The sequence below is a fragment of the Actinomyces sp. oral taxon 849 str. F0330 genome (assembly GCF_000239715.1).
Lineage (GTDB): Bacteria > Actinomycetota > Actinomycetes > Actinomycetales > Actinomycetaceae > Actinomyces > Actinomyces johnsonii.
On the sequence record NZ_JH470355.1, the window covers coordinates 1 to 19,624 of the forward strand.

Genomic DNA, 19,624 nt, shown 5'->3' on the forward strand with positions numbered 1-19,624 from the left:
CGGCACCGCCCAGCAAGACGCCCGCCCCGCCGTGGGGGCGCAGCAGGGCGTCCGCGCCGACCTGGGCGGCCAGGCGGCCGGCGATCTCCGACATGGGCGCCAGGAGGGGCAGGGCGCCGGTGTCAGTCTCGACGGTCTCGTAGGCGATGGCGGTGACCTGCTTGGCGAGCAGCTCCTCGGTCAGGGCCCGGTCCGCGGCCAGGTGGAGGTAGGTGAACAGCAGCAGGTCCGGGCGCAGGTACTGGTACTCCCGGGCAACCGGCTCCTTGACCTTGAGGACGAGCTCGGAGTCGGCCCACAGCGCCGGGACGTCGTCGGTCAGGGCGGCGCCGGCGGCGGTGTACTCCGCATCGGGGATCGAGGCCCCCCGGCCGGCGCCCGTCTGAACGGTCACGGTGTGCCCGCACCGGGTGAGTGCGTGAACACCGGCCGGCGTAATGGCGACGCGGAACTCGTTGTCCTTGATCTCGGTGGGAACGCCGATTCGCATGGTTCTACCTTCGAAGTGGTCGTCGTGAGGGGACGGGTTGACGTGTGTCGACCGGGACCGGCGGCAAAACCGCCGGTCCCGGCTCAGTCAGTTCAGTCAGCCAGGCGGTGGGCGACCCGCTCGGGGACGCGGTCCGCCTCGGGCTGGCCGATGAGGTCCTCGGGAACCTCGGTGGAACGGGAGATCGCGGTCATGGCATCGCGTGAGACGACCTTGACGCGCTCGCGCGGCTTAGCGTCGCCTCCGGTGACGACGACTTCACCGTAGTCCTCGCCGAGCTCGCGCTCGTAGGCGTCCAGCAGCTCCCAGCCCTCCCAGTTGGTGAAGGGGATGCCGCGGGACTCCAGCAGGGCGATGAGGGCGTCGTGGCCGACCTGGGTCTCGTCGTCGGTCTCGGCGTGCAGGAGACCAGCATTCGCATCGGCCACGAGGTTCGTGATGGTCTCCTGCGCGTCGGACTTGGTGGAGCCGATGAGGCCCACAGGGCCGCGGCGGATCCATCCGGTGGCGTACAGGCCGGTCAGCGGCTTGCCGTCCTCGCCGAGGACGCGGCCGCCCTCGTTGGGGACGACGTGCCGCTCGGCGTCGAAGGGCAGGCCCTCGATGGCGCTGGAGGCGTATCCGACAGCGCGGTAGATCGCCTGGACGGGCCAGTCGCGGTACTCGCCGGTACCAGTGACGTTACCGTCGCCGGTCAAGCGGGTGCGCTCGGTGCGCAGGCCCACAACGTGGCCGTCGTCGTCGGTGAGGACCTCGTGGGGAGCGGAGAAGAGGTGGATGTGGATGCGGTGGGAGGCGGTGAGGTCCTCCGGTTCCTGCATCGCGTAGCCCTCGAGGGCCTTGACCACCTGACGCTGCTGGTTGGAGGAGGCCAGGGCCGCCTGCGAGCCCTCGTCGTACTCGAAGTCCTCCTCGTCGACGATGACGTCCACGTCGGCTTGCTTGCCGAGCTCGCGCAGCTCCAACGGGGTGAACTTCACCTGGGCGGGGCCACGACGGCCGAAGACGTGCACGTCGGTGACCGGGGACTGCTGGAGGGTGGCGGCGACGTTGGCCGGGATCTCAGTGGTCATGAGGTCGTCGGCGTGCTTGGCCAGGACGCGGGCGATGTCCAGGGCCACGTTGCCGACGCCGATGACGGCGACCTCTTTGGCGCTCAGGTCCCAAGTGCGCGGGTGATCGGGGTGGCCGTCGTACCAGGAGACGAAGTCGGCGCCGCCGTGGCACTCGGGGGCGTCGACGCCGGGGATGTCCAGGGGGGCGTCAGTGTCGGCGCCGGTGGAGAAGACGATGGCGTCGTAGTGCTCGTGGAGCTCGGCCACCGAGATGTCGCGGCCGACCTCGACGTTGCCGATGAGCCGGATGTCCCCGCGCTGGAGGATCTTGTAGAGGGCCACGATGATCTGCTTGATGCGCGGGTGGTCGGGGGCGACGCCGTAGCGCACCAAGCCGTAAGGCGCAGGAAGCCGCTCGAACAGGTCGATACAGACCTCCATGCCCGACTTCGAGAGGATGTCCGAGGCGTAGATGCCTGCGGGGCCTGCTCCGATGACGGCGACATTGAGAGGACGTGCGTTCACTGTTCTTGATTCCTGATTCAGGGGACGTGGACGTGGTGCCGCGCGCCCGCAGCCATCACGGCCGGTTGATCCGGTCTTGGGACGACGACGGCGGGACACCGCGGCACAGTCTATGGACGACAGGGAGGACTCACCCAGGGCGCGGGCAACATCACCGCTTTGAGCCGCGTCACGTCCCGGCGCATCAGTAGCGGTGCAGGTGGTGTAGACGCCCCATCCGGAACAACTCCCCATTGTCGGCGCATGGTGCGCAGCCCACCATCGAAAGCAGCCGGTTCCCGTTCCAGCGCAGCACAGGAGCACCTATGCGCCGTCGCACATTCCTCACCGCCCTTGGCGCCGCCGCAGGCGCGGGGCTCTACGGCTGTTCAGCCAAACATCCGAAGAGCACCGTCTCCAATAGCACGAGCCCGAGTGCCGCTGCTCCCGCTTCTCCCACTCCACCGACCCCCACAGCCACCCCCATCGTCTTCGGGGCGGAACCGCTGTGGCCCCCACCGGGAGTCATCAGCGACCAGGATCAGATCTTGGGCGAAGGATGTCAGATCCTACATGTCCACGGTCGTTATCTCATCGGTGCGATCGGAGCCCACTATCTACCGGGCCAAACTGACGTGACCGGTATGTGCCCGGTCATCGTCGACCTCACCGGTCCCACAACCTACGCAATACTGCCCGACGGCGTCTCCGGGGGATATCACGCAGCCGAAGTGAAGCCTACGGCACCGGCTAACAACGCCACAGAAACGAGCAAAGTAGGAGCAGTCGCCCACCTGGCCACCGGACCTTCTACTCTTGACGACAATCATGCCTACATCGTCGTCGGCAAAACAGATGGGGTAACCGGTTCGAGCAATACGTCAGACGAAAACATGCCGTTGTCTCTTCTCAAGATCCAACTGTCCGATTACAAGGCGACTGCCAGCGTACAACTGTCAAGCAGCTTCCCCACGAGTGCATTCGCTCTGCAGGACAGCCCAAGTGGACGGCTCCTTTTTACCGCGGACGGGACGGCTCTTATGTTGACGACCGGCAGCGACCCTTATCTGGCTTTGCGGTTGTCCGCAACAGATCTGTCCATTCAGTTCGACGCTCATTCCGTACTCACGTATGCCTATCTCAACGACTTAGGAGGGGAAGCCGTATGCACCAGCAAATACAGCAGCTCAACAGAACCGGGAACGGTTGTCACCCTGACTGACGGAGCCTCACACACGGTCTCTGACTCGCCCAAATACGTATGCAGAAAATGGCTCTATGCAAGAAGATATACGACTGCCGGAAGCACAGTTGTCATGATCAATGTTGACACCGGAGAGGAGTTCACTCTCACCGGATTCCCTTATGAACTCAGTGACATGCAACATACAGCAACCAGCGGAGACTACATCATCACCTGCACGAATAATCAGATCGATGTGCGCACACCGGGGTCGACCTCTCCGACACTCACTTGGAACTCGGCGGAGCGAGCGGTTCCGAACTCGGGGCAGGTGTACGGAGACGTCCTCTATGCATGCTACATGTCCGGGAGGATCACTCTCGTCGACCTACACACCGGGGAAGAGCTCGATAACCGTCAGTTCACCCCCTTCCAACAAGCATGCGTCAGTTTCGTAACACCGTACGGAATCAGCACCGGTCGTTTCTTCTATCCAACGACCGAGTGGATGACAGATTCTAAGTCCGCCACACCAACGAGCTCGTGAACAGTCGGCACACATTAAGACGAGGCCGCGCCATGCAACGTCGTTCTTTCTTAATCACTACAGCAACCATCGGCATGACGGGCGTAATCAGCGCCTGCTCAGATAAACCAAAACCTGGACCAAGTCCTTCGATTGCACCGATGCCGACTCCAGGATCAATACCAAGACCATCACCCCCAAACGATTCTACTGCACCTTCTTCATTCTCAGATCTTTCACTATGGCCCGGAGTCAATGGTCTACGTACGAGGATTACCGCACTACGCAAACAGCACTTATGTGGCAGTGTCAGAATACCAAAAATGCAGGCTACCGTCGTCAGCGGCACATGCCCGGTCATCGTTGATCTACATGGTCCAACAACATGGGCCCTTATCCCTGACGATCAACGACATTGGAATATTGTGGCCGTTGATCTTTCAGCGAGTTCAACACCGGAGCCAAAAGCCAGCAACACCTCAGCGGCTACCACCGCACCTCCCAGCTCGGATCTCGATGTTCTTGTTGGTCCTGCGATTCTTGACGAGTCCTACGCCTATTTTGTCGTCGGTGTTTACCACAACAGTCACCCTTCAGCGGACTCTATATCAGGCTCCGCTATTTGCACTGTCGACGTCATCAAGGTCTCACTCTCTGACCATGCCATTGTCACATCAGCGCGTATCACCGACAACTACGTGACCGGCAGCCTGTTCCTCGAAAGCATTTCCTTCTCCTTCAATGACGAACATAACGCTTTGCTTGTCGCAGGAAGCAAGAATCCTCGAGATTCCAGCGCAAAGAGTTTCGGCTTTCGTCTAAGCTCAGATGATCTTTCTACTCAGTTTGATGCCAACACCATTCTTACCGAAGTTTACCATAGTGTTGACGCAAAAGGAGAAGCATTGGTCGCAGAAAAGGATGACGGGAGCGTGACCATCGTCTATCTCACAAACGGCACAGTCGAAACTCAGCAAGATATTGAAGTCGAGCTAGTCAAAAACAATTGGGTGTACTACAACGAGAAGACCTACCCCTACATGAATCCGCAAGCTACCAAGTTAGGAACTTTTCATGTTCTAAATGCTACCACCGGGGACAGCACTCTCCTTAATGAGCACCCTCAAGAGATTCTCCCTGCATACGTTTTTTATCCACTCTACACCGGCCAGCATGAAATAATTTCTTATGGCATGTCAGAGCAGCCCGCCTTTACTGTCAGTCAACCGGGATCAGCCACGCCTATTCTGTCTTGGACTTCTAACGAGCGCACAATTCCCAGCGCCGCATGCACCTTCAGCGACTTCATCTACATGGCGCCACCGAACACGCCGGATGGTAAAGGCGTCGACAACCTTCAAGTTTCTTCTCTTTCGTCTGGCCAAGATGTGGCCAACATTCCTATCACTACGTGGGGCAGCGCTATGGGGGTCTCATCCTGGGGAATTGCTATCGACGGCTTCTTCTTCCCGGCGGACGCATGGTTCGGCCACCCCTCATAGTCAACGTTCAGCCCCAGGCCTAAAGACTCCCGTGAGGAGCATTACCCATTGCCATTCCCATTATCGGGCGACAACCATAGACAGCAGCCGGTTCCCGTTCCAGCGCAGCAGAGGAGCAGTCATGCGCCGCCGCACTTTCATAGCCGCCACAGCAACAGCCATCTTGCTACCCACCGCAGTAGCTTGCCAACACAGCCGCCCCAACACGTCCGCTACCCCCGCACCCACGCCGCCCCCAACGCCTGACGCCATTCCAACTGCCTTCACAGATACGCCCACCTGGCCAACGATAAACGCCAGAACAACGATCACGGCCGTTCATGATCACTACCTGTGCGCCGAAGCGGAGATCAAAGATGCGCTCACCCTCTTCACCAACGGAAGGTGTCCCGTTGTCGTTGACGTCAGCAATCTCACCACCTACGCAGTTCTTCTGGACCAGAAAGGTGCATGGACCACCCGAAAAGTGGAAATGGTTGCCCGCGACGATACGGACGACGACCCGAAGGTTGCGTTGACTACTATATTCGTCGGTCCAGCCCTTCTCGATAGTGAATACGCCTATCTCACGCTCGGAGCCTTAACGCTATCGTCGCCCAGCACACAGGACACTATTAACAACAGTTATTCTGACAGTACCGCTTGTCCAATCGTCATCCTCAAAATTCGCTTGTCGGACGGGTCGATTCAAAATTCTCAAACGGTTAGCGATCACTATCAGGTGAATAGCATGTCGGACCTGAAACTCTCTTTCACCAACGATCAGGCCTCCATCATCCTTACAGGCGACGGCAGCGCAACTTATAATTCTACAGATTCCGCAGCCGATTACATAGCACTTCGTCTGAGCACTGAAGACCTGTCGATCCAGTTCGACGCACATTCGATTCTCGACAAACAGAACATTTCCGTCGTCATTCCCTGCGGCCAGGCCTTGACCTTCCCCTTACCTTTGGAGACAAACAATGCCATCATATTCTTGACCAACAACAAGTACGAGCGTACGGATGATATCCAGCCAATCATAGTGAGGGACGACTGGTACTATTACAAGAACTCCTCGGAATCTTTAGTCGGAACAGCTAGACATGTCATCTCAGGGCAGGAGATTTCCTTAGAGGGAGATTGGGAAAACGAAGTCAAAGGTTGGCCCAGGATATTCTCAGGACAACAGACAAATATCACCTGGCAAGATCAGCATGACTCACCTGCTATTGCGGTACGCACACCTGGAACTGCGAGCGCTGCATTGAGATGGGATGGAACTAATCATGAAGTTCCCAACGGCGCCTGTACCTTTGGAGATGTTCTTTACTCCTTTTACGGAGCCAACGCTTCTAGTAGCACGTCGAGTCGTGGGTTCAATATCACTTCCATCAGCTCCGGGAAAACAATCTTTGACGCTCGGCAAGGTACGGCATATTCCGGAGATAACGGGGCAATCACACCATGGGGGCTCGTTGTCTCTGACTATTTTTATTCCGCTACCAGCTGGCTTGAAGATGCCTCGTCCGCTCCTACCTCGACAGCCCCCTCAAACCCGAGCAGCCCGACACCCACCTCCTAAGCGGTAACTCCTATAGAATGGACTTCAGCATGCATCGTCGTACTTTTCTTGTTATTTCTACGGCCGTCACCTTAGGGGGGTTTATCTGTTCCTGCGAGAAGAAGTCGAAACCCGGACCGACACCGTCGATCGCACGGATGCCAACTCCAGGACCGATTCCTAGGCCATTGCCTCCGAACGACACTGCCGCTCCTTCCTCCTTTTCCGATATAGCATTGTGGCCCAACACGGGTAATGCTCGAGTGACAATTACCGCGCTACATAAATGGCATCTTTGTGGGGGTCTCGAAGTCTCCGAGTTGGTGGACACGGTCGCAGATGGATGGTGCCCCGTCGTCGTCGATCTCAACGGTCCGTCGACTTGGGCGCTCACACCCGATAGCAAGGGGAACTGGAATATCAGTTCAGTGGCTTCCTCCCCAGCTCCTTCGACGACTCCGAAAGCGGACAGCAGTTCCTCCACAACCGCGGCAGCGACTGTTCCAGAACTCAGCATTATTGTTGGCCCTGCAGTTCTCGACGAGTCTTACGCGTATTTGACGGCCGGCGTTTACCATAACCGAAATTCGGGGGAAGAGCGGAGAGATTCGCAGGACTTTTCCCCCAATGTTTGCGCTATCGACGTCATCAAGGTTTCGCTTTCCGATCATACAATTGTCGCCTCGACAAGAGTTAACAATGATTATCTCGCTGGCATTTCATTTCGGGTCACTCTCACATTCAACGCCGACCACAGCTCTCTACTCATTGCCGGCAACAAGAACAGCGATTTCGCAGACGCAAGAGGATTCGGATTCCGTCTGAGCGCCGCAGATCTTTCCATTCAGTTCGATGCGAGCACGGCACTCACCGGCGGATACCAAACTATGACCACAATAGGGGAGGCACTGACCACAGAAGATGCAGATGAGAACAGGGCCATAGTATACCTCGCAACCGGCACAACAGAGTCTCATAATGATCAACTCGCTGCACTAGTTAAGGACAACTGGCTTTATTATCACGACAAATCCTATCCCCATAGGAATACTCAGGATTCCGAGCAGAGTGTTTTTCATGCAAAGAATATCGTCACCGGCGAGGATGTCATCATCAGCAGCGGTTCACAGAGAACTGAAAACTATGGAATGTCGGATCCCATTTATGTTGATCAACATGATATAATTCTATATGGCGATTACAAAGAACCTGTATTCTCTGTACATCCTCCCGGTTCACCTGTTGCATTTTTATCCTGGAGCTCCGACGAACGATCGATCCCGGGCGCATCCTGCACTTTTGGGGATATCGTTTATATGGCGACATCACTACTGCAAGGAGGTAAAGGCGACAAGATTCCTGATACTCTTCAGTTGTCCTCCCTTTCATCTGGTCAGGATATAGGCAGCTACTCACTTGCAACTATATGCCGTTCTATAGCCGTATCATCCTGGGGAATCGCACTTGATCACCTTTTTTATCCTGCGGATGCATGGATCGGATACCCTTCTCAGTCGGCTTCGCCCTCCGATACACCTACAGCAACCGCTACAGGATCATGAGCTTGGAACCATATGAGCGGAGATCCTTGGCCTTGTCTTTCTCTTCAGCCGATATTCTCCGGCCAGACGCCCATGCGGGTGGGCACGTTGGAGACTGCGGCGGAATCGGCGAGTACGGCGATCAGAGGAGACGGAGCTGCCCTTCTTCAGCACACCGCAACTCGCCAGGACCATCCCCGCACCGGCCAGGGCGGGCAGGGCCAGGACACTGCGACGGGTCAGTCGGGTACGGGTATCAGGCGACAGCGGCGTAGAGGACGGCATATCGGGGACCTTTCGGCGCATCGGGAACACATGCCTGGCACGCTATGCGCCGCGGTCCACCGCTCACAATGGGGAGCTACCCGTCTCTCCCCATCGGCTCCCCGTCGTTCCATGGGGGGCCGTAGGTAGTTGCGAGACCTCTTCAGTCCTCAGGCCGCCCCTTCAGGCGGCCCGGTCCACGAGGATGCGGGCGAAATCCTCCATGGCGGCGCGTACCTGCACCACCCGCTCGCCCGCGTCGGCCAGCGCCGCAGTGGCGGCCTCACCCTCGATCCCGGCCTCGGCCAGGCGGTGCCGGGTGCCGTCAAGAACAGCCTCCTCCAGGCCCTCCAGGCCCTCAACCGCTTCAGCGGCCCAGGCCATGGCCATCTCGCGGGTACGGGCCAGGACGGGATGCTCCCGTAGGCGGGCGACGACGTCGGCCAGGAAGGCGTCATCGGACAGGTCGCCGGTGGATAGGCGCGAGAGGATGGCCTGGCCGGCGGCGTCGAGCTCGCCGGCCGCCAGGGCCTTGCGCAGGAGCAGGACCGGCATGGTGTCCACGCCCTCGCGCAGGTCGGTTCCTGGGGTCTTGCCGGTGGTAGCGGAGTCGCTCATGAGGTCGATGACGTCGTCGGCGAGCTGGAAGGCCACGCCGATCTTCTCGCCGAACTTTTCCACGATCTGTTCTGTTTGCGCCCCGGCATCGGTGAGCATCGCCCCGTAGCGGGCGGACACCGCGATGAGGGAGCCGGTCTTGTCGGCCAGGACCTGGATGTAGTGGTCGACCGGGTCGGTGCCCGCCGGGCGTGGCAGGGTCTCGTGGAGCTGGCCCATGCACAGGCGCTCGAAGGTCTTAGCGTGGGCCATGACGGCCTCGGGTCCCAGGGCCGCTACGAGTTGGGAGGCGCGGGCAACCAGGACGTCTCCGGTGAGAATGGCGGCGGAATTGCCCCACACGGTCTGGGCGCTCGGGGCGCCGCGACGCAGCGGGGCCTCGTCCATGACGTCGTCGTGGTAAAGCGTGGCGATGTGCGTCAGCTCCACGGCCACGCCAGCATCGCGGATCTGATCCCCCGTGGCCAGGGACGGCTCGCCGAGCTGGGCGGTCAGCAGGGCCAGGACCGGCCGCAGGCGCTTGCCACCGGCCTCGGCCAAGTGCGAGGTCGGCGGGTTGATGGTCTCGTCGGCACTGGTAACCACCTCCATGAGGCGGTCCTCGATGGCCTGGAGGGCGGGGACGATGCGCGTCTCCAGCTGGGGGGCGCTCAGCGGCAGTGATCCGATCACGGAAGGAGCATAGCCGTCCGGTCGAACAGGTCGAAGGCGGCCTGCGGCAGAATCCCCAAGCCGATTGTGGCCATGACCGCAACGCTTACCGCCAGGGCGATCGGCCCGTTGCTGGCCACGACCACCGAGCGCTCGCCGTCGGGCTCATGGAAGAACATGAGGACGATGAGCCGCATGTAGAAGAAGGCGGTCACGGCCGAGCAGACGACCGCCAGGACCACGAAGGGCACCCCGTTGCCGCTCAGTCCGGTGGCGAAGAGCCGGAACTTGGCCATGAAGCCCGCCGTGAGGGGAACGCCCGCAAAGGACAGCAGGAAGACGGTCATAGCGCCGGCGGCCCAGGGGCTGCGTCGCCCCAGGCCCTTGAAGGCATCCAGGTCGCCATCCTCCCCGCCCACGGAGTCGCCCCGGTTGGAGCGCACCAGAGCGATGATGCCGAAGGCGCCCACGGTGGCGACCCCGTAGGTCAGGGCGTAGAAGCTGAGCGCGGAGATCGCCGCCTTGGAGTAGGCCAGGATCCCGATGAGCATGAAGCCGGCGTGGGCAATGGCGGAGTAGGCGAGCATGCGCTTGACATCGCGCTGCACCACGCCGACGACGGTGCCCACGAGCATGGTCAGAGCCGCCACCGCCCACAGGGCCGGCGCCAGGTCCCAGCCCATGGCCCCGGCGATGACGTAGTAGAAGCGCACGAGGGCCAGGAAGGCCGCGGCCTTGACCCCGGCGGCCATGAAGCCGGTGACCGGGGTGGGGGCGCCCTGATAGACGTCCGGGCTCCAGGCGTGGAAGGGCACGGCCGCGACCTTGAACAGCAGGCCGACGATCACCAGCATGAGGCCGGCAAGAATGAGCCAGTCCTGTCCCTGTACGGTGCGCACGGCAGTGCCGATGCTCCGGTAGTCAACGGCACCGGCCACCCCGTAGAGCAGAGCCGATCCCATGAGGAGGAAAGCGGAGGCGAAGGCGCCCAGTACGAAGTACTTCAGCGCCGCCTCCTGGCTGAGCAGCCGGCGGTGGCGGGCGGTGGCCGCCAGAATGTACAGCGGCAGCGAGATCATCTCCAGGATGACGAACAGCGTGATGAGATCACTGCTGGCTCCGAAGAGCATCATGCCGCCCAGAGAGAACATGGTCAGGGGGAAGATCTCGGTGGTGGTCCACCCCGCCAGGAGGGACTCGGTCTCCTCGGCGCTGCCGGGCCGATCGGCGACCTGGGCCGCGAAGGCGCCGTCGTCGACCGCAGTGCGGTCGGCCATGACCAGGACGGCCAGCAGGCCGATGACCAGGAGGATGCCCTGGGCCGCGATGGAGAAGGGGTCCTCGGTCAGGCCCGCCGACATGCGAGCGCCCGGGAGGAAACCCTCGGGCAGCTGGAGCTGGGGCTCGGCCGCGGCGGCGGTCCCGGCGGCCTTGACCTCGGCCCAGCGCAGGAAGAGCGAGACCCCTGAGACCAGAATGGCCAGGATGCTCAGCCCGGTCTGGATGACCAGGCGGGCGGGGCGGGCGATGAAGGCCTCCACGAGGACGCCTAGGACGCCGGCGCCCAGGATGAAGAGCACCGGTGTCAGGGCGTCCCAGTTGACGATCGGGGCAGTGGCTGAGGGGCTCACTTGGCGTTCCCTTCCGTAGCGGTGGAGACGGCGGGCGCTTCGGTTGCGCTATCGGCACCGGAGTCGCCGCTGGAGACGACTCCGGAGGCCGCGGCCTCCGGTTCCTGACTCACCGTGAGCGTGACCTGCCTGGCGACATCGTCGAGCGCGTGGGTGAGGATGGCCGGGGCCAGCCCGAGCGCGAGCATCGCAGCGATGATGGGGGCGACGACGAGCCGCTCGCGCCCGTCGAGGTCGGGGCTGCCCACGCGTTCGGGCGCCGGCGCCCCGGTGAAGACCCGCTGGTAGGGCAGCAGCATGTAAACGGCGGCGATAACGACGCCGGCGACGGCGGCGCCGCCCAGGGCCAGCGAGACCGAGAAGGTACCGGTGAGCACCATCCACTCGGGCACGAATCCGCTCAGGCCCGGCAGGGCGATGGAGGCCAGACCGCATACGAGGAAGGTACCGGCCACCAGCGGCATGACCCGGGCGATACCGCCGAGCTCGCTGATGACGACCGTCCCGGTGCGCCGGGCCATGAAACCGGTGACCAGGTAGAGGCCGGCGATGGACAACCCGTGGGCCACCATGTAGACCATGGCGCCGTTGGCAGCAACCTGATTGCCGATGAAGATCCCCAGGACCATGAAACCGAAGTGGCTCACGGAGGTGTAGGAGATGAGCCGGTAGAGGTTGTCCTGGGCGATGGCGGCCAGGCCCCCGTAGATGATGGAGACGACCGCTAGAACCAGGACCACCGGGGCGGCCCAGCGCGAGGCCTCGGGGAAGAGCGGAATGACCAGGGTGATCATCCCGAAGGTGCCGATCTTGTCCAGGATGCCGATGAGCAGCACCGAGGTGCCGGGCGTGGCCTGCTCTGCGGTGTCGGGCAGCCAGGTGTGGACCGGCACCAGGGGTGCCTTGATGGCGAAGGCGGTGAAGAAGGTCAGGAAGATCCAGTGCCCGGCGGATGTGGACACGTGCAGGTTGGCGGCCACCGAGTCGATGAGGAAGCTGGGGGCGCCGTCCTTGGCGGAGTGCAGGTAGACCGCGATGACGCCGATGAGCATGATGAGCCCGCCGGCCAGCGAGTATAGGAGGAACTTCAGAGCCGCGCGCTGGCGCCCCTGACCTCCGAAGCAGCCGATGAGGAAGTACACCGGAATGAGCATCGCCTCGAAGCAAAGGTAGAACAGCAGCAGGTCGCGGGCCGAAAAGATGACGACGACGAAGAACTCCAGGGCCAGGACGAGCCCGGTGAACAGGCCCTGACGGTCGGCGGGCACCTCACCCCAGGAGGCGAGCAGGACCAACGGTGTGATGAAGGCTGCAAGGAGCACCATGGCCAGTCCCAGTCCGTTGACGCCCAGGGCCCAGGAGGCGCCGATGGCGGGGATCCAGGGGTGGGTGTGGACTAGTTGGACGGTACCGGCGTTGCCGGGGTCGAAGGCGCTCAGGGCCGACAGGCCCAGGGCGAGGACTGCCAGGGAGAACACCAGACCCACGGCACGGGCGTGGAGCCGGCGCAGCGGCGGGACCAGCCACAGCAGGAGCGCCCCGGCCAATGGCACGATCGCCATAACGGTCAGGACGGGCAGCGATGCGGGAAGAGTCGGCATGTGTCTCGTGTCCTCTCAGAACCTGGCGGCCAGGACGGCGATGAGTACGAGGACCGTTCCGGCCAGCATGTAGCCGGCGTAGGAGCGCACGTACCCGGACTCGGTGCGGCGGGTCAGGCGCCCCACGGCTCCCGTTCCGGCAGCGGCTCCCTCGACGGCGCCGTCGACGACGTAGCGCTCGACGGCGTCGGTGGCCAGGACCAGTCCCTGGCCGGTGCGCATGGCCAGGGCCTCGTTGACGGCGTCCTGGTACATGTCCTTGCGGGCGGCCTCCACCAGGGGGTTGGCCGGCTGCAGGACGACGGGCACCGGGCGGCTGACGTACATCCACCAGGCCACGGCGACGCCGATGATGACCAGGGAGAGGGTGGCACTCATGATGACGGCGGCGGGCAGGACCGGCTCGCCGTGCTCGACGTGGCCGGTGACCGGCTCCAGCCAGGTGACGAACAGGTTGTTGTAGGTCAGCAGACCGCCCAGGCCCGCAGAAAACACGGACAGGATGACCAGGGGAAGTGTCATGAGCCAGCCGGACTCGTGGGGGTGGACCTCGCCCACCAGGTCCTTGTCCGTGGTCCAGCGCCGCTGGCCGTGGAAGATCATGAAGAACAGGCGGGACATGTAGAAGGCGGTCAGGCCCGCGCCCAGCAGGGCGATGGTTCCCAGGATCCAGGGCTTGACGCCCTCGCCGACGAAGGCGGCCTCGATGAGCCGGTCCTTGGACCAGAATCCGGAGAAGGGGGGCACCCCCAGGATGGCGAGCCAGCCGATGCCCATGGTGGCCCAGGTGATCGTCATGGCGCTGCGCAGGCCGCCGAAGCGGCGCATGTCGACCTGGTCGCCCATGGCGTGCATGACCGAGCCGGCCCCAAGGAAGAGCTGGGCCTTGAAGAAGCCGTGGGTGAGCAGGTGGAAGATGGCGAAGGCGTAGCCGATCGGACCGAGCCCGGCACCCAGCATCATGTAGCCGATCTGGCTCATGGTGGAGGCGGCCAGGACCTTCTTCATGTCGTCCTTAGCGCTTCCGATGACGGCCCCCAGCAGAAGGGTGATGGCGCCGACGACGGCGACGGCCATCTGGGCATCCGGGGCACCCTCGAAGACGGCGGCGGAGCGGACCATGAGGTAGACGCCGGCGGTCACCATGGTGGCGGCGTGGATGAGGGCGGAAACCGGCGTGGGGCCGGCCATGGCGTCGCCCAGCCAGGCCTGGAGCGGGAACTGGGCGGACTTGCCGCAGGCCGCCAGGAGGAGGAAGAAGCCGGTGGCGGTGAGCCAGCCGGTGGCCACCGAGCCGTCGAGGGCGGCGGCGGAGACGGCGTCGAAGGAGACCGAACCGACCTGGCCGACCATCGTCATCATGGCCAGCAGCAGACCGACGTCGCCCACGCGGTTCATGACGAAGGCCTTCTTGGCCGCAGCGGCGTTCTCGCGGCTGGTGACCTGCTCGCCCTGGGGGGCATCGGCGTCGGTCGTGTTCCAGAAGCCGATGAGCAGATAGGAGGCCAGGCCCACGCCCTCCCACCCGACGAAGAGCACGATGTAGGAGTCGCCCAGCACCAGGGTGAGCATCGCAGCGATGAAGAGGTTGAGGTAGGCGAAGAATCGGCGCCGGTCGCGATCATGGGCCATGTAGGCCACCGAGTACAGGTGGATGAGGAAGCCGACGCAGGTCACCAGGGTCACGAAGGTCAGCGACAGCGGGTCCAGGCGCAGTCCGACGTCGATACTCAAATTGCCGGCGCTGAACCAGTGGTAGAGGGACAGGCCGATGACGCGTTCCTCGACGGGCAGGCCCAGGACCTGGAGCAGGATGCCCACGCCCAGGCAGGCGACGGCGAAGGATGCGGCCAGGCCCAGCCAGTGGCCCCAAGCGTTGGAGCGACGTCCGGCCAGCAGCAGGAAGGCGGCCGAGACCGCGGGCACGGCAATGAGCAGCCAGGCCCAGGAGGCCGGGCCGGTGGCCTCAGTCAGGGGCGTCACGACGGCGGTGACAGGAGCGGGAAGCATGTCGGTGGTCTCTCCCCTCAGTTCTTGAGCAGGTTCTCGTCGTCGACCGACGTGGACCTACGGGTGCGGAAGATGGATACGACGATGCTCAGCCCCACCACAACCTCGGCGGCGGCCACCACCATGACGAAGAAGGCGAAGACCTGGCCGGTGAGGTTGCCGTGGATCCGGGAGAAGGTCACCAGAACGAGGTTGACGGCGTTGAGCATGAGCTCAACCCCCATGAGTTCGATGATGGCGTTGCGGCGCAGCAGCACCGTGAGCGCCCCCAGGGTGAACAGGACCCCGGCCAGGATGATGTAGACGGCGATGACGGGGAGGCTCATTTCTCCTCCTTCTGCTCAGGGGCGGCCGAGTCCGCTGAGCCCGTTGGGCGAGAGTCGTCGTCGCCGAGGACGGGCTGCTTGACGGTGGGGGCTGCGGCGCCGGGCATGGCCGGCATCCCGGAGCGTCCGGTGCCGCCCACGGCATCGGCTCCGCCCTGCCGGGAGACGATCTTCCTGGAGCGCTGGGCCAGGCCCATCTCCGGTGAGACGTCGGACAGCTCCAGGCCCTGGCCGCGGGCCCGCAGGACTCGGGGCACGGAGCCCTCGACCACCTCGCCGTCGGCGCCCAAGGCCGGGGCGGCGGCGGAGTTGGTGGAGGCGTAGACGCCGGGCATCGGCTTCTGTCCGGGGTGGACGCCCTTGGAGGCATAGGCCTGCATCTTGTTCGCCGCCATATGGCGCTGGTCGAGCCGGGCCCGGATGCGCCGGCGGTGGGTGAGTGTCAGAGCGCCGACGGCGGCCACGATGAGCAGGATGGCGGTCAACTCCATGGTGACGACGTGGTCGTTGTAGAGCGTGACGGCCAGGAGATCGGGGGCGGCCTTGGCGCCGTCCTTGAGACCGGCCGGCGTCGGGAAGACAGTGCGCCACACGACGGCGGTCAGGACGCCGGCCAGGCCGAGGCCCAGGAGGATGAGGAGCGGACGTCTCATGACCGAGCCGGCGGCACCCACCGGCTCATCGCCGCCGACGCCCACGAGCATGATGACGAACAGAACGAGAGTCATGACGGCGCCGGTGTAGACCACGACCTGGGTGATTCCCATGAAGGGCGACTCGTTAACGATATAGAGGACGGCCAGCGAGATCATGATACCGATCATGTTGATGGCGGCGGTCACTGCCCGCTTGGCGATCAGGATGCCGATACCGCAGGCCACGGTGACCAGGGCGACGACCATGAACACGATCGCCTCGCCCAACCCCAGATGGCCGTCCTGGGTCAGGTCGGTGGGAAGCGCGGGGGCGAAGGCGGAAACGGCGCCGGGTAGCAGGAGGGCTCTCATCGCACGGCTCCCTTCACGGTCTGCCCGGAGCCCCAGCCTGAGGCGGTGGGGACCGCCTTGGCGCGGGCATCGGCCAGGCTGGGATCGTCGGGCCGGTGGGCGCGCACCCAGTCGATCTGGCCCTGGGTGGAGCCGGTGACCCGGCCGCGGTAGTAGTCGCCATCCTCGGTGCCCTCGACCATGGGGTGGGGGGCGGCCACGGCGCCGTCGGGCACAGGGGCCAGAAGGTCCTCCTTCTCGTAGATGAGGCCCTCTCGGCCGGGGCCGACGAGCTCGTCGAAGTCGGTGGACATGGTCAGCGCCCGGGTGGGGCAGGCCTCGATGCACATGCCACAGAAGATGCAGCGCAGGTAGTTGATCTGGTAAACGCGCCCGTAGCGCTCACCGGGCGAGTACTGGGCGCCGGGTTCGTTGGAGGCGGCCTCGACGTAGATCGCGTCGGCGGGACAGGCCCAGGCGCACAGCTCGCAGCCGATGCACTTCTCCAGGCCGTCATCGTAGCGATTGAGCCGGTGGCGGCCGTGGTAGCGGGGCATTACCCGGGCGGGCTCGAAGGGGTACTGCTCGGTGACCACCGGGCGGAACATCGAGGAGATGGTGACCCCGTAGCCGGCCACGGGCGCGAAAGCCCGGGCCAGGGCGGAGGGGGCGTCGCGCAGCCAGTCGTCGTGCTGGGAGCCCCGGGAGCGGTTGGGGCGATCAGTCATCTTTTCCCTCCTGGGGTGCCTCAGTGGCTTTGTCTGCGGCCTTGTCACTGGCCGTGTCGGCCTTGAGGTCAAGGGTGAACGTGGGCAAGGCGGTGGCTGCGTCGGCGCCGGAGCGGAGCGGAACAGACGCCTCGTCAGCGCTGGCCGTGTCCGCCGAGTCTGCAGAGTCGGCCGTGTCGGCCGAGGCGACGAAGCCGGTCGTCTCGTCGTCCTCGAGCTCGACGTCGTTCAGGAGGCCGACGGCGGTCACAGCGCCGTCCTCGGAGTTCTCCAGATCGACGGCCAGGGCGGCGCGGCGGGCGCGCGGCGAGGGCGGCAGGGACTGGCCCGGCAACGGTGGAACGGGGAAGCCTTCGAGGAAGGAGACGTGGCCGTCGTCGTTCATGATCTCGACGTCATCCTCGGTGTCGTCCTCGTCGTACTCGGCGTAGAACTCCTCCTCGTCCCCCTTGTCGGGGATGAGGAAGAGACCGAGCATGATGAGGCAGAAGGCGCCGGCCAGAGGCAGCAGCAGGGCCTGCACAGAGGCGCCGGAGAAGGTACGGAAGGCGCGCACCACCGCGACCAGCACAAGCCAGACCAGGGAGACGGGGATGAGAACTTTCCAGCCCAGCTTCATGAAATGGTCGTAGCGGATGCGCACCAGGGTGCCCCGAGTCCAGATCATGAAGAACATGACGGCCCAGACCTTGCCGATGAACCACAGCATCGGCCACCAGCCGGAGTTGGCCCCCTCCCAGAACAGGCTGAGGATGGTGGAGCGCCAACCTCCCAGGAACAGGGTGACGCACACGGCCGAGACGTTGAACATGTTGATGTACTCGGCCAGGAAGTACCAGGCGAACTTCATCGAGGAGTACTCGACCATGTGGCCGGCGACGAGCTCGCCCTCGGCCTCGGGCAAGTCGAAGGGGAGGCGGTTGACCTCGCCGACCATGGAGATGACGTAGATGATGAAGCTGGGCAGCATCGCCACCGCCCACCAGATCCGCTGCTGGGCGCCGACGATCCCGGAGGTGGACATGGTCCCCGAGGCCAGGAACACCGTGAGGATGGACAGGCTCATGCTCAGCTCGTAGGAGATGACCTGTGCGGCGCTGCGCACGGCACCGAAGAGCGGGTAAGTGGAGTGGGTGGACCAGCCGCCCAGGATGATGCCGTAGACGCCGAAGGCGGTAATGGCCAGGATGTAGAGGACCGCCACCGGGAAGTCGGTCAGTTGCAGGGGCGTGGAGTGGCCGAAGATGCTCACCTGCGGCCCGAAGGGGATGACCGCGTAGACCATGAAGGCGCTGAAGGCGGCGATAAGCGGGGCCAGGAGGTAGATGACCTTCTCGGCGCCCTTGAGCCAGAAGTCCTCCTTCATGATGAGCTTGCCGGCGTCGGCGACCGCCTGGAGCAGTCCGAGCGGACCGTTGACGTTGGGGCCCAGGCGGGTCTGCATGCGGGCCAGGCCGCGCCGCTCCACCCACAGGGCCATGATGACGCTGACAATGAGGAAGGCGACGATGAAGACGGCCTTGATGAGGGTCAGCCACCAGGTCTCGGCGGAGAAATCGGCGACCACACCCCCGTTGGAGACGGCGTCGTCGGCGGCAGCGGCCTGAGCCGCGTAGATCGGATTCACCTCAGTACCTCCGCTGCATGAGTCAGGGTGACCTGAGAGCCGTGACCTGCCCCCAGGGTCTGGTGGACGGTGGATCCGGCCGAGCACTCGGGCAGCCACACGGTCCCGTCGCTGACGCCGCCGATGGCGGCCGGCAGGGTGATCGATCCGGTGGCGGTCGACACGGTCACCTCCTCACCGCCGCGCAGTGACAGGCGACGGGCGAGATCGGCGCCCACTCGGGCAACGGGACGCAGGGCGGTGGCGGCCAGGAACGGCTCGCCGTCCTGGAGTCGTCCGGCGTCGAGCATGGGCTTATGGGTGGTCAGGCGCGCCTCCACCCCGCCGACGACGATCGCCGTTTCGGCGCCGACCATCGGAGCGCGGCCGAAGGCCACCGGCATGCGCTGTCCGCGCCACAGGCCCAGAGCGGCGAGCTGCTCGTGCAGCGTCACCAAGTCGTCGACCTGCAGGTCGACACCCATCTCGTCGGCGAGCATCCCCAGGACCTGGCGGTCGGTGCGGGCGCGAGAGACGTGGGCCTGGCCGAAGGGGCGCACGCGCCCCTCCCAGTTGACGAAGGTGCCGTTCTTCTCCACGGCCGGAGCCACGGGCAAGACGACGTCGGCGTGCTCGCTGACCTCGCTGCGGCGCACCTCGAGCTGGACGGTGAAGCTGCTGGCGGTCAGGGCCGCGCGGGCCAGGCCCGGGTCGGGGAAGTCGCGCAGGTCGATGCCGCCGACGATGGCGCCGCTCAGGGTGCCGTCCAGGAGGGCCGAGAGGATCCCGGTGGCGTCACGCCCCAGGGCGGTGGGAAGGGAGCGCTCGGCACCCATGTTCCAGGCCCGTTCGACCT

Annotated in this window: 14 protein-coding genes and 1 pseudogene; 4 read left to right on the plus strand and 11 right to left on the minus strand. The window is 63.9% G+C overall.

Features of this window, described 5'->3' with window-relative positions:
* Together HMPREF0975_RS10285 and HMPREF0975_RS10290 are read right to left on the minus strand one after the other, a co-directional pair.
* Window positions 1-490 (minus strand): annotated as a pseudogene (locus HMPREF0975_RS10285) (alanine dehydrogenase); the annotation flags it as partial.
* A 92-nt stretch (window positions 491-582) separates the two neighbouring features.
* A complete protein-coding gene (locus tag HMPREF0975_RS10290) occupies window positions 583-2,070 on the minus strand; it encodes an FAD-dependent oxidoreductase (RefSeq protein WP_009234106.1) in 1,488 nt (495 codons plus the stop codon).
* Window positions 2,071-2,375: 305 nt separating this feature from the next.
* On the opposite strand from HMPREF0975_RS10290, the gene HMPREF0975_RS15670 reads away from it, so the two are divergent.
* The 4 genes from HMPREF0975_RS15670 (at window position 2,376) to HMPREF0975_RS15685 (ending at window position 8,368) form a co-directional block, all read left to right on the plus strand.
* A complete protein-coding gene (locus HMPREF0975_RS15670; protein WP_009234107.1) occupies window positions 2,376-3,779 on the plus strand; it encodes a hypothetical protein in 1,404 nt (467 codons plus the stop codon).
* A 302-nt stretch (window positions 3,780-4,081) separates the two neighbouring features.
* Complete coding sequence (locus HMPREF0975_RS15675; RefSeq protein WP_156808260.1) at window positions 4,082-5,260, plus strand: hypothetical protein; 1,179 nt, start codon at window positions 4,082-4,084, stop codon at window positions 5,258-5,260.
* A 121-nt stretch (window positions 5,261-5,381) separates the two neighbouring features.
* On the plus strand, window positions 5,382-6,827 hold the full coding sequence (locus tag HMPREF0975_RS15680) for a hypothetical protein (protein WP_009234109.1): 1,446 nt from the start codon (window positions 5,382-5,384) through the stop codon (window positions 6,825-6,827).
* A gap of 407 nt (window positions 6,828-7,234) precedes the next feature.
* Window positions 7,235-8,368, plus strand: coding sequence for a hypothetical protein (locus tag HMPREF0975_RS15685; RefSeq protein WP_156808261.1), 1,134 nt, complete (start codon window positions 7,235-7,237; stop codon window positions 8,366-8,368).
* A gap of 426 nt (window positions 8,369-8,794) precedes the next feature.
* Here HMPREF0975_RS15685 and HMPREF0975_RS10310 read toward each other — a convergent pair whose 3' ends face one another.
* The 9 genes from HMPREF0975_RS10310 to HMPREF0975_RS10350 all read right to left on the minus strand — a co-directional run.
* Window positions 8,795-9,901, minus strand: coding sequence for a polyprenyl synthetase family protein (locus HMPREF0975_RS10310; protein ID WP_009234111.1), 1,107 nt, complete (start codon window positions 9,899-9,901; stop codon window positions 8,795-8,797).
* Window positions 9,898-11,511 carry an NADH-quinone oxidoreductase subunit NuoN gene (nuoN, locus tag HMPREF0975_RS10315; protein WP_009234112.1) on the minus strand — a complete coding sequence of 538 codons (1,614 nt, stop codon included), beginning with the start codon at window positions 11,509-11,511 and terminating at the stop codon, window positions 9,898-9,900. The genes HMPREF0975_RS10310 and nuoN overlap by 4 nt, the downstream gene beginning before the upstream one ends.
* Entirely contained in the window at window positions 11,508-13,112 is a 1,605-nt protein-coding gene (locus HMPREF0975_RS10320; RefSeq protein ID WP_009234113.1) for an NADH-quinone oxidoreductase subunit M, read from the minus strand. The genes nuoN and HMPREF0975_RS10320 overlap by 4 nt, the downstream gene beginning before the upstream one ends.
* A 15-nt stretch (window positions 13,113-13,127) precedes the next feature.
* Window positions 13,128-15,122: an NADH-quinone oxidoreductase subunit L gene (gene nuoL / locus HMPREF0975_RS10325; protein WP_009234114.1), complete on the minus strand. Its 1,995-nt coding sequence runs from the start codon at window positions 15,120-15,122 to the stop codon at window positions 13,128-13,130.
* Window positions 15,123-15,139: 17 nt separating this feature from the next.
* The gene (nuoK, locus tag HMPREF0975_RS10330) at window positions 15,140-15,448 is read right to left on the minus strand and encodes an NADH-quinone oxidoreductase subunit NuoK (protein WP_009234115.1); all 309 of its coding nucleotides are present in this window, start codon (window positions 15,446-15,448) and stop codon (window positions 15,140-15,142) included.
* On the minus strand, window positions 15,445-16,455 hold the full coding sequence (locus HMPREF0975_RS10335) for an NADH-quinone oxidoreductase subunit J (protein ID WP_009234116.1): 1,011 nt from the start codon (window positions 16,453-16,455) through the stop codon (window positions 15,445-15,447). The genes nuoK and HMPREF0975_RS10335 overlap by 4 nt, the downstream gene beginning before the upstream one ends.
* Window positions 16,452-17,162 carry an NADH-quinone oxidoreductase subunit NuoI gene (nuoI, locus tag HMPREF0975_RS10340; protein WP_009234117.1) on the minus strand — a complete coding sequence of 237 codons (711 nt, stop codon included), beginning with the start codon at window positions 17,160-17,162 and terminating at the stop codon, window positions 16,452-16,454. Before nuoI ends, HMPREF0975_RS10335 begins: the two co-directional genes overlap by 4 nt.
* Complete coding sequence (gene nuoH, locus HMPREF0975_RS10345) at window positions 17,155-18,789, minus strand: NADH-quinone oxidoreductase subunit NuoH (RefSeq protein ID WP_009234118.1); 1,635 nt, start codon at window positions 18,787-18,789, stop codon at window positions 17,155-17,157. Before nuoH ends, nuoI begins: the two co-directional genes overlap by 8 nt.
* Window positions 18,786-19,624 (minus strand): molybdopterin-dependent oxidoreductase (locus HMPREF0975_RS10350; RefSeq protein ID WP_009234119.1); only part of this gene is annotated, 839 nt, incomplete at its 5' end. The genes nuoH and HMPREF0975_RS10350, both read right to left, overlap by 4 nt.